Annotated in this window: 15 protein-coding genes and 2 pseudogenes; 9 read left to right on the top strand and 8 right to left on the bottom strand. The window is 57.2% G+C overall.

What is annotated here, in order from left to right:
* The coding region (locus tag ACQZ5H_RS32375) for a hypothetical protein (protein ID WP_449100193.1) at positions 1-192 on the top strand (192 nt) is incomplete at its 5' end.
* Positions 193-232: 40 nt separating this feature from the next.
* Here the strand turns inward: ACQZ5H_RS32375 and ACQZ5H_RS32370 are convergent.
* Complete coding sequence (locus ACQZ5H_RS32370; RefSeq protein ID WP_449100192.1) at positions 233-1,429, bottom strand: IS256 family transposase; 1,197 nt, start codon at positions 1,427-1,429, stop codon at positions 233-235.
* Positions 1,430-2,224: 795 nt separating this feature from the next.
* Between ACQZ5H_RS32370 and ACQZ5H_RS32365 the strand changes: the two genes are divergently transcribed.
* Positions 2,225-2,476, top strand: coding sequence for an AbrB/MazE/SpoVT family DNA-binding domain-containing protein (locus ACQZ5H_RS32365; RefSeq protein ID WP_130279492.1), 252 nt, complete (start codon positions 2,225-2,227; stop codon positions 2,474-2,476).
* Positions 2,473-2,871 carry a type II toxin-antitoxin system VapC family toxin gene (locus ACQZ5H_RS32360; RefSeq protein WP_130279493.1) on the top strand — a complete coding sequence of 133 codons (399 nt, stop codon included), beginning with the start codon at positions 2,473-2,475 and terminating at the stop codon, positions 2,869-2,871. The genes ACQZ5H_RS32365 and ACQZ5H_RS32360 overlap by 4 nt, the downstream gene beginning before the upstream one ends.
* A 461-nt stretch (positions 2,872-3,332) precedes the next feature.
* Here ACQZ5H_RS32360 and ACQZ5H_RS32355 read toward each other — a convergent pair whose 3' ends face one another.
* Complete coding sequence (locus ACQZ5H_RS32355; protein WP_449100191.1) at positions 3,333-4,877, bottom strand: Fic family protein; 1,545 nt, start codon at positions 4,875-4,877, stop codon at positions 3,333-3,335.
* Between the two features lie 935 nt (positions 4,878-5,812).
* Between ACQZ5H_RS32355 and ACQZ5H_RS32350 the strand changes: the two genes are divergently transcribed.
* On the top strand, positions 5,813-5,998 hold the full coding sequence (locus ACQZ5H_RS32350; protein ID WP_130279496.1) for an ATP-binding protein: 186 nt from the start codon (positions 5,813-5,815) through the stop codon (positions 5,996-5,998).
* 66 nt (positions 5,999-6,064) lie between these two features.
* On the opposite strand, the pseudogene ACQZ5H_RS32345 reads toward ACQZ5H_RS32350, so the two are convergent.
* Positions 6,065-6,411: pseudogene (locus ACQZ5H_RS32345) on the bottom strand (GFA family protein).
* Positions 6,412-6,593: 182 nt separating this feature from the next.
* Here ACQZ5H_RS32345 and ACQZ5H_RS32340 point away from each other — a divergent pair.
* The 4 genes from ACQZ5H_RS32340 to ACQZ5H_RS32325 all read left to right on the top strand — a co-directional run bounded on the left by ACQZ5H_RS32340 (position 6,594) and on the right by ACQZ5H_RS32325 (position 8,423).
* Positions 6,594-6,716 (top strand): hypothetical protein, encoded by a 123-nt coding sequence (locus ACQZ5H_RS32340; RefSeq protein ID WP_281438232.1) that lies wholly within the window; start codon positions 6,594-6,596, stop codon positions 6,714-6,716.
* 60 nt (positions 6,717-6,776) lie between these two features.
* The gene (locus ACQZ5H_RS32335) at positions 6,777-7,226 is read left to right on the top strand and encodes a hypothetical protein (RefSeq protein WP_246777741.1); all 450 of its coding nucleotides are present in this window, start codon (positions 6,777-6,779) and stop codon (positions 7,224-7,226) included.
* On the top strand, positions 7,227-7,739 hold the full coding sequence (locus ACQZ5H_RS32330; protein ID WP_449100190.1) for an N-acetyltransferase family protein: 513 nt from the start codon (positions 7,227-7,229) through the stop codon (positions 7,737-7,739).
* A 237-nt stretch (positions 7,740-7,976) separates the two neighbouring features.
* Positions 7,977-8,423 carry a hypothetical protein gene (locus ACQZ5H_RS32325; protein WP_449100189.1) on the top strand — a complete coding sequence of 149 codons (447 nt, stop codon included), beginning with the start codon at positions 7,977-7,979 and terminating at the stop codon, positions 8,421-8,423.
* A 120-nt stretch (positions 8,424-8,543) separates the two neighbouring features.
* On the opposite strand, the gene ACQZ5H_RS32320 is transcribed toward ACQZ5H_RS32325, so the two are convergent.
* The gene (locus ACQZ5H_RS32320) at positions 8,544-8,984 is read right to left on the bottom strand and encodes a GNAT family N-acetyltransferase (protein WP_130279853.1); all 441 of its coding nucleotides are present in this window, start codon (positions 8,982-8,984) and stop codon (positions 8,544-8,546) included.
* A 530-nt stretch (positions 8,985-9,514) separates the two neighbouring features.
* On the opposite strand from ACQZ5H_RS32320, the gene ACQZ5H_RS32315 reads away from it, so the two are divergent.
* Positions 9,515-10,381 (top strand): transglutaminase-like domain-containing protein, encoded by an 867-nt coding sequence (locus ACQZ5H_RS32315; RefSeq protein ID WP_148194842.1) that lies wholly within the window; start codon positions 9,515-9,517, stop codon positions 10,379-10,381.
* Between the two features lie 1,156 nt (positions 10,382-11,537).
* Here the strand turns inward: ACQZ5H_RS32315 and ACQZ5H_RS32310 are convergent.
* The 4 genes and pseudogenes from ACQZ5H_RS32310 to ACQZ5H_RS32295 all read right to left on the bottom strand — a co-directional run bounded on the left by ACQZ5H_RS32310 (position 11,538) and on the right by ACQZ5H_RS32295 (position 14,466).
* On the bottom strand, positions 11,538-12,353 hold the full coding sequence (locus ACQZ5H_RS32310; RefSeq protein WP_130279498.1) for a nucleotidyl transferase AbiEii/AbiGii toxin family protein: 816 nt from the start codon (positions 12,351-12,353) through the stop codon (positions 11,538-11,540).
* The gene (locus tag ACQZ5H_RS32305) at positions 12,353-12,694 is read right to left on the bottom strand and encodes a hypothetical protein (protein WP_449100188.1); all 342 of its coding nucleotides are present in this window, start codon (positions 12,692-12,694) and stop codon (positions 12,353-12,355) included. The genes ACQZ5H_RS32310 and ACQZ5H_RS32305 overlap by 1 nt, the downstream gene beginning before the upstream one ends.
* A gap of 417 nt (positions 12,695-13,111) precedes the next feature.
* Positions 13,112-13,267 (bottom strand): annotated as a pseudogene (locus ACQZ5H_RS32300) (helix-turn-helix domain-containing protein); the annotation flags it as partial.
* A gap of 188 nt (positions 13,268-13,455) precedes the next feature.
* A complete protein-coding gene (locus tag ACQZ5H_RS32295) occupies positions 13,456-14,466 on the bottom strand; it encodes an IS30 family transposase (RefSeq protein WP_148194840.1) in 1,011 nt (336 codons plus the stop codon).
* Positions 14,467-14,647: the final 181 nt, after the last annotated feature.

Here is a 14,647-nt window from a genome sequence, read left to right as displayed (position 1 = left end):
TGCGTAAACCCTGTAATCGTCATATGTCGAAGCCTCGTTCGGCAACAACATCAACAATCACGCGCTGATCCGGAAGGTGGGGTCAAAACACCGCTTACCCATCAGTCATCATCCTCGTCACTGAGTGACACGAACACCTCGCTGAATACCGATTTCGGAGGTGTAGAGATCATGTCCCAGGGCGTGGTGTAGCTTAGACGACCACGGCTCATCTCAAAGGGCCGGATGAGTGTCAGCTTGCTGCTGGCAGGCTGATGAGTGGATCATCGCTCATCGTGGCGATAGTTTCCAGTGTCATGTAGCGAGATCGTTGAACGGCCCACTCGTCATTCTGCTCGAGCAGCAATGCTCCGACCAACCTGACGATGGCATCGTCGTTGGGGAAAATGCCGACGACTTCAGTGCGTCGCTTGATCTCGCCGTTAAGGCGTTCGATTGGATTTGTGCTGTGAAGCTTTGCCCAGTGCTGCTTGGGGAAGGTCATGTATGCGAGCACATCCTGTTCGGCACTATCCATCAGCGTGGCGAGTTTCGGCACCTTCGGCCTGATCTGGTCTGCTACATTGCGCCATTGGGTGCTTGCCGCGTCCGGGGTGTCCTGTGCGAAGGCGGTGGCGATGAAGGCGGAGACGACCCGCCGTCCGCTCTTACCAGCATGGGCCAAAGCATTGCGCATGAAGTGGACTCTGCAGCGCTGCCAAGTGGCGCAGAGCACTTTCGATACTGCGGCTTTGATGCCCTCATGCGCATCGGAAACGGCGAGCTTGACGCCACGCAGACCCCGCCTGGTCAGCTTTCGCAGAAACTCGGTCCAGATCGCCTCGGCCTCGGAAGTGCCAATCTCCATGCCGAGCACCTCGCGCCGACCATCAGTGTTGACGCCCACGGCGATGATGACCGCGACAGAGACGATACGACCGCCACGACGAACCTTCAGGTAGGTGGTATCGATCCAGAGGTATGGCCACTCGCCCTCGATGGGACGGTCGAGGAAGACCTTCACTTTCTCGTCGATCTCTTCGCACAGGCGGGACACCTGGCTCTTGGAGATGCCCGACATGCCCATCGCCTTGACGAGGTCGTCGACGGATCGGGTCGAAACGCCCTGGATATAGGCCTCTTGGATGACTGCCGTCAGGGCCTTCTCGGCCATTCGGCGTGGTTCGAGAAAGCTCGGAAAGTAGCTGCCTGTGCGAAGCTTGGGAATGCGCAGCTCGACTGTGCCAGCTCGTGTTTCCCAATCCCGGTCGCGATAGCCGTTGCGCTGGGCAAGTCGGAAGCCGTTCTTCTCGCCATAGCCCGCGCCGGTCTTCGTCGCGACCTCCAGCGCCATCAGCTTCTCGGCAGCAAAGCCGATCATCTCGCGCAGCAAATCGGCATCAGCGCTCTTCTCAACAAGCGAGCGCAGGTTCATCATGTCGTCGGTCATCGGTGGTGTCCCTCAGGTTGGCTCTAAGCAACCCGACCCTAGCGGAAAACGCCGGTGACCACCCTGTCAGCTACACCACGCGGCGGGACACGATCGGTGTAGAAACAGATGGCAAGGTTGAAGTGGTCTCCAGCAGCGTTTCAACCTCATGCAGATGCTGACGCGGGACGATTACGGGCACCAAATCGAGCGCGTGGCAAATCTGTACAAGTAGTGTTAAACGGTCTTGCTCAAACGTCCGCTCGTCAAGTCTCGTTCGAACTCCGTTAGACGCGCGGGGCTGCGCCCGATACGTGCGGCTAGTTCAGTCCGACGCAAGCCCCTCGCTTTGCGCGCGGTGGCTATCTGATCAGCCAACCGCTCAAATATCCGATAACGCATTACGGTATTCCGTCCTTTTGAGGAAACCACACGGAATTTCGTAACAGACCAGGAAAAAAAGAACTCGATCGGAATTCCGTAAAGTTTTTTTAAAATTTACGCTATTCCGTTCTATACTAATGCGTCCTGTCATAATCGAAGTCGATTTAGACGGGCCAAATAAAGTTCCACGGGGTAGATCCCTGTCCCTCCTGCGATCGTTGCAGAAAGGAATAGGTGGCCGGATTTTACTCCGCCTGCGGCTGGACTATTCCGCAGCTACCGTGGCCGACTTTTCCACCGCCATCTCATAAGCTCACGGCAGTGCATATATCCGAGCTGCTGTGAACGTGCAGATCGACGCATTCCTTCATACTCAGCTTGAAGTAAGTGAATTTTCCATTACATTGAGTGCGTGTGATGAGGAGCTATTCGATGTCTTCGATTGCGTTATCAATGAAAGGGCAGGTCACTCTCAAGCGAGACTTGCTGACCCATCTTGGCGTCAAACCGGGAGAACGTGTTGAGTTTGACAAACTTCCGGGTGGCGAGCTTCGCGTGAGGGCGGCCCGCGCGAGTGGGAAAATCGGAAACTTCATCGGCAGACACGCCGGTAAGTCCGAACGGGTTCTCTCCATCGACGAAATGAACGAGATCGGCGCTGCGGGCTGGAACGGCGAACCGTGAAAGTCATTGCAGACACTAACGTTCTGGCTCGGGCGGTCTTGCAGGATGACCCGCAACAGGGGCAAGCGGCCGCGGCTCTGCTTGAACGCGCTTCGCTCATCGCAATCTCGTTGCCAACCTTATGCGAATTCGTGTGGGTGCTCCGGCGCGGCGCCGATCTCTCAAAAGAAGATGTGGCACTGTCCATCCGCGACCTGCTGGATGCCGGAAACGTTTCGATGAACCGACCTGCAGTAGAAGCCGGACTGGCGGTGCTCGAAGCTGGTGGCGACTTCGCAGACGGCGTCATCGCACATGATGGAGCATGGTTGGGAGGAGAGACCTTTGTATCGTTCGACCGGAAGGCGGTTGAACTCGTCAGCCTGTTGGGCCAGCCGGCTACGCTGCTCACGTAGTCTAATGCTGCATGATTATTGAAAAAATTCAGGCGACTGCAAAGCTGCGCACGATAGCGGCGGAGTAGTCGTTCACGCCACGTCAAAACTCCAACCGAAGAAGAGAAGTCAGCCTGAATGCGAGGCGTTTGGTCCTCTCGCTTTCTGTGGGGCACCTACGCTCAGTCGCCGCGCTTAACGAAGCCGGAGTCACGCTTGATGTCACTATCTATGTGAACATGTATCGAGAACGCAGATCTGCGGCAGCGTGCTCTCGCAAAGATGTCGAACCCGTTTCAAAGAACTAAGCATGCTGTCGATGATGGCGGGGATGCAAGCTCGAGCAACGATGCTACCGCTAGCGCAAAGAGCGATGGCAATACCGAATCTGATGGCGATAGTGTGCGAAAATCTGCGCAGATCGATGGAAAGAGCCCAGATCGCTTGATTGGGTCGCCAGCTGGCTCCATGCATTTGAGCCATCATGGGGCAGGTTGATCGAATGAGCCGGCGTAAAGCGCCTCGATCTGCTCGACCTCCGTATCGTTGAGTGCAGCGAATTCCTTTGTGCGGGCCCTCTGCGACAAGCGACCCCCATTCTGGTCAAGAAATTTGTGCAGCAACTCGGCTTGGGCCATAGGCATGTCGACGACCTGCTGAACACCGGCCGCGAAAAGATCAAAGGCTTGGAGGAAACGGACCTCCTGGGGCAAATCATGTTCCACGGTCTGTTCTACGCAGCCGTAAAGGAAGGCGGCATGCTCTGTCGCGTCGAAATACCGGTAGAACGAAGCGGTGTCGTTCAGCACTTCAACGTTGCCAGCAGCAGTGGGTCGCCATTCGATGAAAGGCAACAAAGGCGCAGACCGGGATTCCAGCACAGCCCTATACTGGTCTATGTTTCGCAGGATTGCCGCGCTGACGGGAAACACGAAACCAGGCGGGCTATAGGATGCTGTCGCGAGAGCATGATGAATCAGCCAGCGATGAAGGCGGCCGTTCCCATCGACATACGGGTGGATGTAGACGAAGCCAAACGCCAGGCAAGCTGCAGCCACGACCGGATCCATCGCTCCTCGTGCCGCGCGATCGGAATATGCGATGAGACCGCCGATCAAGCTTTCGAGGTCCTGATGTCTGGCGCTGATATGATCGGGAATGGGCATGATAGTGTCACGGTCATGAACCCCGACGAAACCGCCCTCATCTCGGAGCCCGAGACGCACGAAACGAGCATCGCCGATGACGATCCGCTGAAGACGATCGAGCTCCTCGACACTGAGCGCTCTCACGCCCGCCTGCGAAATGGCCTGCCCCCAACGCGCCGCTCTTTGCCCTGACGGCCTCTCACCTTCAATAGCAAACGAAGACTTTGAATCGTCGAGCAGGATGAATGCTGCGGCACGCGCTATCAGATCGGGACGGATCCGGCCCATTGCTTCGCGCGCCCGCGCGCCAAGTGCTTTCTGCGAGAACGCGGCAAGAGTCTCTGTCTTTTGAACGAGCGGACAGAAATCTGGAGTACCGGGAAGGTTGTTCAAGACCTTGTGCCGAGGCGAGGGATCGCCCTCCGCGAGACCATACTGCTGATCCGCGTTGAGAACTGGGACCATTCGCACTTTGCCGGGATCTGGAATATCGAGCTGGTTGCCCGTCAGCCATTCGTACAGAAACCAGATCCGTCGTGCAAAGGCGCCGGTTGGCGTCATCCGGATAATCGCCTCGATTGCATCAGGGTGGACTGCTCGAAAAAGTGCGGCCAGTACCTGAAGGTCTGTTCCTTCATATTTGAAGGCAAAGACAAGATGAGAGACGAGGGTCGGCTCCGGACGATGGCGAGGCGTGAGCATGAGCCACGCGGCGGTCGATCCGGGGTGATGCCGCTCCGCGATCGCGGCCATCCGCGACGGCGGGGGTACGACTAGGTTAAATGCCGCTATTATCGCAGCATATCCTGCTGGCACGCCTCGCTCTGGCAAGGTTCTTCCGTGAAAGTCAATCACGCCCTGCGCAGGCCATTCACCCATAGGTCGTCTCGTGAAATTGGATCACCGGATCAAAGCCCCGTTGCGAGAAACCTTCACCGTCAGCGAAACCTTATCACCATTCGCCAAATTCGTGAAATACATTCACGTAGGGATTCGATCATTGATGATATCGGCCTTTCAGTGCGTTCGATCCACGGTTGACCCAAAACACATTTCGCAAGTGCGCCCCTGCCTTAGAGGCCTGACACGCCGGCAAGCCTGATCGGTGTCGTCGCATGCGGTCCGCGATCATCTATCGACCCGGTCTAAGGCAACCTCCACGGCGCATATCGCAGATCCCAAGTCCTGCGCTTACCACGAGAACTCTCTTTCTAAAGCCGGTGATCACGATAGCAAAAACATCAGGTATCTGCAGAAGGCAGCTCAAAGGTTAGACGGAAGGACTGATCCTTCCTTTGGCATCGCAAAACCCAATGACGGCTTCACGACCGTACCGAGAACCATGCCGATCGCCAAGCAGGCGATCGATGCTCAAACGAAGGGTAGGCCGGCAGGGCGTACGCTTTTCGGTCTTTGGGCTCGGGCACCGGATTCTCCGTCGTTGACAGCAACATCCCTCTGCTTGTTGCCGTCAGCGCAGCGCGCGCTGGAACCAACGATGACGTCCTTAACGTAAAATTCGACGCCACCGGCTTAACGAGCGCGGATTGGTTCAGCCAATCGACATTGGACCCGGTACCGCTGCCTGCTGCCGATATCGTGATCCCGCCGGCGCTGTTGGTAATCGTGATGCCCGGCCCGGCGTGCAACTGTCCAGCCGACGGTGGGTTTCCCGTTGAGCCGATCAGCAGCTGACCGCTCGCCAGTGGGCGGCATTGCCGAACGCCCCGCCGCCGGCATTAAGCTGGATGCCGTAGGGCGGACCGGCGGGCGACGCATCGTCAAGGCAAGTCGCCAGGGCATCGAAGTTGCCCATGACTTTCGACGCGTCAGCCAGAGTGGAAGCTGGCACGGCCTCCCGCTGCGGGCAGGGGCTGGGTCTCGGACCCTACATCGCGCTGGAAATTGCGAAGGCTCACGGCGGCACGATCGACGTTTTTTCGGATGAAACTGGAACCTGCTTTACCTTCAAGATGCCGACCGGGCGTTCGAAACTCTAACGTTCAAATCCTCCATGTCATGTCTGGAGGAAGTGTTTGCCGGTGCGCGATGAACGACCGTCCCGTTCAATCTTGATCGAACTGCTCAGCCCCGTCGATAGGGGCGAGCCAGTCTTCACGGCGCTTCACCCAGAGTTCGTATGCCGGCTTTAGCGGAGTCGGCGCCTCAGACAAATTCCGAGCTTGATCTCGGCCTCCTGCTCATCGGCCGAGAACAGCCGCGATCCACACTTCGGGCAGAAAGATCGTCCGCGAAACTCGCGGGTCTCACCTTTCGTCTCAAACTCGCTTTGTAGACTACGCGAGGCACGATTATTTCGAAATGTACCGCTCACGTAGCAAATCCCACTCCTGGGGCGCCGGGCTGCCGAGACAATCACCGGCCCTACGGTAGGTGGTTGAACCGCGTCCATGCGCTTGCCTCCACCTCTTTAAATCGACCTTAAATCGAAGCCGTCGATCCGGGCGTGAGAACTACGACCGGGGTCTGTTCGTCTCCCCAAGGTCGCTACTGCTGGTAAATGAACGCCCACAAGAATGCCGGTGGGAACCCGGAAGCCCTGCGGTGGTTTCCTTTGTGAAGCGGAGTAATGTGATGAAGATCGTGCTAGTCGTCACCTCGATCGTTGTACTCATGATTGCCGTAGTTGCTGCGAACGTGCTGCCGTCCCGTCACGAGGCTTCCTATCCGAAATCTTACGACATCACCCGGAAATAGGTGGTCGGTTCCACCTCCGCGGTGGTGGAACCCGCTTAACGCCAACACAAGGACACTCGTATGTTTCAGGCCGCCTCGAACCTCAAGACGCTGCGCGACGCTCTCTCCAGCCACATGGAGCTGTCGGATTACTTTCTGGGAATGCACGCATTCTTCGATGGGGAGGTCATCTTCGCTAGGGACGTTGTACAGGTCAACACAGATTTTCCTCCGTTCCCGGTGGACTTCGACAATGTATGGAAATGGTTTCGGGACCAGATCAAGGGGCCGCCGATACAGGAGACCTTAGCCTACGAAACGACTTTCGGCGTGGATGACGAGGCAGATCCCGTCATGGAGAGACTTATCGAGATTACCGAAGGCTCGGCGAACACGATCTGGCTGATCGATCTTGCGAACCAGGATGGACAGGGAGACGGACGCCGCTTCGTCATCGTCACCTCACCAGACAAAAGGCAGGCGGGAAAATTCCTTGAAGAATTCCATGGCTATGACTCGAACTCGCTTTAAATGGGTGATGGGCGCGACATGACTTCAAGCCAAATCGGTGTAAATGTTAGACCTGCGACCAAGGCCGATGCCGACACTCTGGGCGCTTACGGCGCGCAGCTCGTTGCGCTCCACCACGACTGGGATCCCTCGCGCTTCATATCGGCGGGCGAGAAGACGCCTGCAATGTACGCCGACTACCTCAAGAGGCAGATAGACCGGCAGGGCGTGCTCGTACTGGTCGCGGAGGCCGCGGGACAGATCGTCGGCTACGTGTTCGCTGGACTGGAGGGGCCGGACTACATGGCGCTCCGGGGGGCGGCAGGCGTGATCCATGATATCTTCGTGGAACATGCCAGTCGAAGACGCGGCGCGGGGCGAGCGCTCCTGCTCGCCGCAGTCGAGGAACTGCGGCGCCTCGGAGCAGGGCAGGTCATACTCTCGACAGCCTTCCGAAATGTCGCCGGACAGGCGCTTTTCGATGCGGCGGGCTTCAGGCCGACCATGATCGAGATGACGCTCTCCTCGAAATGACGAGGTCAGCGCTGTCCGTTCCGACGGTGCGCTCGTGCGCCAATATAGCTGTCGCCGCCTGCGGTTTTCACTAGGTTTAAAACACGGACCATGTAGGCGCTCTGGTCCCGCTCCGCGAATTCGACACCGGCCTCGTCATCAAGGAACCGCGAGAAGTCGGATTCTTCGATTAAGAGCGCCCCGATGAGCGGAACCGATAGACGCCCCGTAAGGTTTTCCTGATCAAGGAGAACGGCCATGACCGATGAGAAGAAGATCGTCGAGGTGAAGGTGGTGACAGGCACTGGCGAAGAAGTACCGATCGGGCTGATGAACGTCCGACAGGCGATGAAGCTTCCGGAGGATCTCGATGTGACGGTCTCACACCCGGAGAATGAGGCAGTGTCGACCGGAGCTGCCAACGAGAAAGCCGGACTGGAATCCAGCCCGCGTTCAGGGGCCGCATCCGATTTCCCGGCGCCGTCGACCGAAGTTGAGGCCGAGCGCTTCAAGGAAGCAAGGAAGGCGGTCCGCCTGGCATTGGACGATCTCGTGGCTTCTGCCAACCGGGCGGGTTGGAAGACGGACGAGATCGTTGTCGCGATCATGGAAGCTGGCCAGGCGATCAAGGATTCCTGCCAGGTCGAGTTCGATCCGGCAGACGATCCCGCTGTCTCGGACACGGTGCGGCCGGGAAAAGCCTAGTCGAACGAATTCGAGACCGGCAGCCGCTGACCGCCGAAGAGCACTTTGTAGCGGTTGGACCTGGGCCGCTTGGGCCCAATCGGACAATTCCTGGGGCGCGACCTTACTTCGTTCGCCCAATTACTGGTTCAGTTCTAAGACGTAGCCCTCAAGGAAGATGACTGGACGCAAGTCTATGTCGCCACGCTGGTCACGCACAAAGCCGTGCCGCTGGTAAAGACGGCTGAGTCCGGCGGCGCCACGCCTGATGTGGAGACATATAGCCGGGGCGTCAGCGGCAACTGCCCGCCGACGAACTTCGTCAAGAACCGCCGCTGACAGACCCTGGCCAATGAACCTTTGATGGATTGCAAGATATCTGAGGTCGACGGCGTCGCGCCGCCATGCTTCGTTGCCGTCCGCGCCCGGCGGGTACAGAGTTACGGTCCCCACAATCATTTTGTCAATCAACCCGACCAGAACGGTTGCTACTGATCGCTTGGCCTGCTGGTTCGCAGATCTCGCCGACGATCTTCGGTCGTCACGACGTCGGGCATAAGGCGGGAATTCTGGTAGTCGAATAACCGGACGAGAAGTTCTCCGACGATGTGGTCGTCAGCTTCCGAGCTCTCTCGGAAAATGATACCGTTGCGATCAGGCATGATGCCCTCCTCAGACGTCCGAGGTCAGGCCGGACGAATGCCTTCGGCCCAGGACATGCCGAACCGGTCTGCGAAATCCGGTGCCTCACGCCAGGCTAACAGGCATCGAGTCCGCGGCAAAGCCCGGTCGGAACGATGTCATCGACCGCTTCTTCGCCGATGCTCGCGATGTTGCGAACTACATCCTCAAAGTCGGGATCGCCCGAACCATATGCTGTACGATGAATTCGTGCATGCGCTGAAATGGCGCGACAAGGGTGCCAGAAATATAGCAGATGTCGATGCAGACGCCGCCCGTTCAGCTACCTTCCGAGATTGTGCTGAGGATGACCGCTCTCCCAGTATCACAGGCCCGCAGAGCGGCGAGGCGAAGGAACAACTTCAGCCATTTCTGAGTTACCGGTTGTAGCCTTTCAAGCTGTACCAACACCTTTTATCGATCGGATCCCTATGACCGTACGCTATACGCTTGGCTGCGACCTTTCCTATGAGGTGAAGTCGCCAACGGTCTTCATCTTTAACTTGGAAGTCGCCAGGCTCGTGCGCCACCACGATCTGGTGGAACGCCTGGTGATCACCCCCGATCATGAGCGGCGGATTCACGTCGTTCCGGACATCCGCAATCGATATTTCAGTATCGAGGCGCAGCCTGGCCCGCTCAACGTACGGTATAAAGCCGACATCTCGCTGGACGTCTTTCGTGCGGACCCGAACACCATAGACGAAGTGCCATTGAATGCTATCCCGCTCGATATCATGCCTTTCCTGTTGCCCTCACGCTTCGTCCCTTCCGATAGGCTTGCGGCATTCGCCCAAAGGGAGTTTGGCGAACAGCCCATGGGGCATCGGCGGGTGACCGCGATATGCAACTGGATCTACGACAATATCGACTATCAGCGCGGCGCCTCGAACGAACAGACGACCGCGACGGAGAGTCTCATCAAGCGGGCCGGTGTCTGTCGCGACTTCTCTCATATCGGCACTGCATTCTGCCGCGCGCTCAACATCCCCGCGCGGTATGTATCCTGCTACGCCTACGGACTCGAGCCACGGGACTTCCATGCCGTCTTCGAGGCTTACCTTGGCGGCCGGTGGTGGCTTTTCGACGCTACTCGGCAGGCAAATCTCGATGGTCTTGTTCGTATCGGCGTCGGCCGAGACGCGGCCGAGATCGCGTTCGCGTCTCCGTTCGGTGAGATGGAGGCGGGACCAGTCGTGATCACTATCGAGCATGCGGACGGCACGCCCGAACTTCCGGGACGGACGACGGACGCTATTTCGACCGAAGAGCCCGCGCCGAACGCAGGAGCGAATTGACGCATCACAAGGTTGGCGATCTTGTCAAACCCTCTCCTAACACGGTGCTCTCAACAATTAAGGCCACGATGAAAACGACTGTCCTTCCTTCAGATCGCTTACGCCTCCTCCTCGCTCATAAAAACACCAAGATGGCCGCATCGGCACACGCGTACGTTCGTGGCAGCACAAAGCGCTTCTATGAATGGATTCACCGTGCCGATCGCGTCGAGCTTACGGAACTTGGCAGGAGCAGAGACGCCTCGTTCGAAGCGCCATCGTGGCTCTGGAACGCGTCAGTTCCGCTTTTCTAGGCTTCGCAATGTCGTGGATCAATAAGCGGAAGGTGCGCGGTTGGAACAGACGGTAGTTCCCAGGGTTAGGTCCGGACTTAATCGGAAGCTATGAACGGATTCCAAGATGACCGAACAAAAATCTCCGGCGACAGACGACAGCAGGACCGCGGACGGTGCAGACGTGCGACGCGCCAAGCTCGCCGACGAGGCCGCTACCGGCCTGCGTAAAGCGATGGGGTCAACAAGCGACCCTCAGGAAAGATCTAGTGAAGCCAGGCTGAAGAGGACTGTCGCCGCTGACGCGATTGGGACGCCTGCGGGAGGCACTGTGGAGGATGGGGAGGGCGCATCTGTCGCCGATATTCCAGAGTAAAGACGGCGGGACACACTTGGCGTGAAAATCGCCCACCCTTCGAAAAAGACGGCAATTAAAGAATACATCTTTGCTGGCCGGGCCGCATAGCATCGGGACATGGCGAAATCTCCAAAGTGAAACCCTTGAAATCATTGGCATGTCGCACTTGGAAATAGAATGTACCAACGTCCATCCGATGTCAAAGCTGAATAGGGCTGCGACGCTGTCGGCCAGTTAGAAACGCGACACTGGCACCGATGATCAGCCCCCGATCCGACCGGCTGGGCCGGGTTGAAAGGGCGGAGCGGGGGCGGGTGAAAGAACACCTCTTCGGCTTTAGCTTTCTCAATAGCAATTGTTCAGTCGCCGGCTGATACTCGCTTTTATCTGAATTGAGCGGGTAGGGATCAAAGCTGCACGATGCTTCCGGAAATCAAACTGCAGGGTGACGTCAATGTCGCCGCGCTGTCACCACTCGTTCGCGGCATGCTTCTGAGGAGAACACCCTGCCCACTCGTGCGCTAGGTTAGGCTAGATCCCCCCAGCGACTGCCCGCTTCAGGCAAATCTGGTATCACTTCAGGCTCGGAAGTCGCTTTTCGATACCCGACCCCAGGGGCGCTAAGGTCATAGACCTCCAACGGAACGCCGGAAATGTCTATGGCCAAAATCCCTACGAGTTCTGGGGGCGCATTGCGCAGGTAGTTCTCTGCGTGATCAAGAGCAATAATAAGCTCGTCGCGGATCATTGCGGCAGTCCAACCAGAAGGTAGGCCGCGAACCGTCGTGTAGTCCTCATTCGTGACGGACAACGCTTTACGACGAATCTCATCAACGATACGCAGTGGCGAGAAGTAGGGAGGCTTACCTGCTGCGGCCATAATTACTGGCCCCAACGGGCACATGTGGTTTTCGATCATCAGCAGATCGACATAGTCCCGAGCCTTCGTCCGCGTAGACGCGGCAATCACCTTGTTCACTGCAAGATCGGACGGGTGTAGGCGCGATCCCCACTCATCATCCCTGACCAGTGGGAAGAAGCGTGTCCGGGTCTCGCTCATCCATTGAACAAGGGTGCGTTCTCCGTCGCGAATTACACTTGCCTCAACGCAACCGTAAACGTTGACTTCAATCGATACCTTGAAACCGTCAGCCTCTAATTTCGCGATATCAGTATCCGCCGAGACACCAATTTCCTCGTCGGTATCATGAAAGATGTCAATGTCATCGGACATCCGTGGCCAATCCATGTTCAAAACCAAGCCGCCAGCAACGTAACTGGTGTCAGACCTGTTTCCGGCGATGGAGGCCATGATTTCTTTCTGGATCAGCGTTAGTGCCATCAGCGCCCGTTTCCTAGCTGAACGACCATTCTTCGTCCCATCGCATAAGCCCTCGCATCGCCGCGCTCCATAAGGGCATTGGCGACAACTCGCACCTTCTGCGGTAAATCATTCAGCTTTTCGATGTCGATGTTATCGAAAACTCTTAGCCCGTACCTCTCGGTCGCAATCCTGATAAATTCCGCAAGACGACTCTTTTCATCCCGATGCGCAGAGCGCAATTCAGCCGCTGCACTCACGATCTCATCTCTACGTGCTTTGGGAACGAGAACCTCCACCCTCACGAGATCAGACGCTCCTCCAGTCTCCCGGTACTTCTTGATGCGTTCTTTTGCAGACATGGTTACAACTCCTATATGCGGACAATATAGGCGTATCCCGGATACTCATCAAGTATCTATGTTTGTGGTGAAAAGCGCAAATTATCAGTCCGAGTTCACCAGCCTGAATCTATCACAACAAAACCCATCGACTCCTAGGTGCCGCGCCGGCATGGTCTGTGACGTTCTGAATCATACGAATACACGCTGATCCGAGAGTCTACCGCCACAGAGACAGGTGGCAGTTGCTGCCTAATTCTGTGATAATCCATGTCGTAGAAATTCCCTTTCAATTTGTTGACGGTGTTGCTGCGAATCGCATTGGCCAATAGCTTCGCCATGTCCAACTGCCCTTGGAATCGGCTTGCTTGGCAGACGATAACGGTTCGTGGGATAGCAATAGCCTAGGGCCGCCAAGCAGAGGTATAGCCATATTTCGACCATACCGGCCGGACCATCCCGGTAATAGGCCTGCAGCAGCCGATGGACCTGGCTTCGACTGAGGTCGAGCCGTTCGGCAGCCTGGACGACGCTCAGGCGTTCGTCACGGATCTTCTGGATAAGTTCAAGGCGATGCAACTCTTTCTGCGACATAGTGATCAAACAGGACGTGACGACTCCGACCGCTCATGGTCTCGACCAGGCTGAGGATCGTCATCCTTTCTCCCAACGTTGGCTTTGACCAGCGCGTCGAGAGGCGAGACTGTCGCATCTCTAACTGGCCCAACTGTCGCATTAGCCCTGTGAATTCATGCTGAGCTGCGACTTGCGGGCGGTTCAAGTTATCCGGCGTGCCTGATCTGCGCGAGCAGTTTTTTACGGAAGACCTCGGCTGGCGTTTGAAAGCCAAGGCACTTTCGCGGCGTGCTGTTGAGCCGATTGCAGATGTCGATCAGATCTGCGTCGGTTACCGACAAGGGATCGACCTCTCTCGAAAGCCATTTCCGTACTCGGCCGTTGGTGTTTTCGACGGTTCCTTTTTGCCATGGCGATTGCGGGTCGCAGAACCAGGTCTGGGTGCCGATGCTCGCTTGGAGGTAAGGCCAGTCGGTAAACTCCGTGCCACGGTTAAAGGTGATGGAACGACGGGCGAGGTGGGGCAGGGCCTGCAGCGCCTGCACAAGGCCGTTCATGACCGGTCGAGACTGCCGATCATTGTTGCGCAGAAAGATCGCAAAGCGGCTGACCCGTTCAACGAGTGACGTTACGTTGGCCTTTCCAAACTTCTTTCGGAACTGAATGAGATCGCATTCCCAATGCCCAAACTGCTTGCGATCGGCCACGACATTCGGGCGGCGTAGGATGTTGAGTTCCGGACTAAACCGTTGGCCATGCTTGCGTCTTGCATGCCGCGGTCGCCGCCGAGCCCGATGCTCCGGCAGGTGTCGCCACAGCTTGATCGCTTGGCCATCAGACGAGTATGCGAACTTGTAGATCGTTTCGTGGCTGACCGAGATCGGATGCCGCTCCAGGCGCATCCGGCCGGCAATCTGTTGCGGCGACCAGCCGTGCATGATCCTGTCAATGACGGACTGCCGGACATGCGAGAAGCGTACCAGCTTCCGCAGTTTTGCACGCCGTTCGCAAGCCATGTCATGCGCCGTCACACAGTAGTAGCCGTTGAGATCCGGTACGACCTTGTCGACGAACATGTTGCGCTTGATCTCCCGAAAGATTGTCGAACGATGTCGGCCAAGCTTCTCAGCTATAATCCCAATGCCAAGCCCAGCCATCCGCCAGCGGGCGATCTTGCGTCGTTCATCCAAGTCGAGATGGGAGTAGATACGGTTCATTGCATATTCCTTGCGAGTGACAATTCATTGGCATCATTCGCAAGTCGCACTTCATCCTTGAACCCACCCCGCTACAAAGGATTGTGGCGGGAGAGTTGGAATGTCCGGCGGTTTGCAAGGTAGAAATGTCCGCGTGGTCATCACACGGCACAACGGTCAGCCCCGATCTGAGCGGCTGATC

This window comes from Rhizobium sp. 21-4511-3d, from assembly GCF_053522545.1.
Note: the sequence above shows the minus strand (reverse complement) of the source record. Positions and strands in the feature narration are given on the sequence as shown.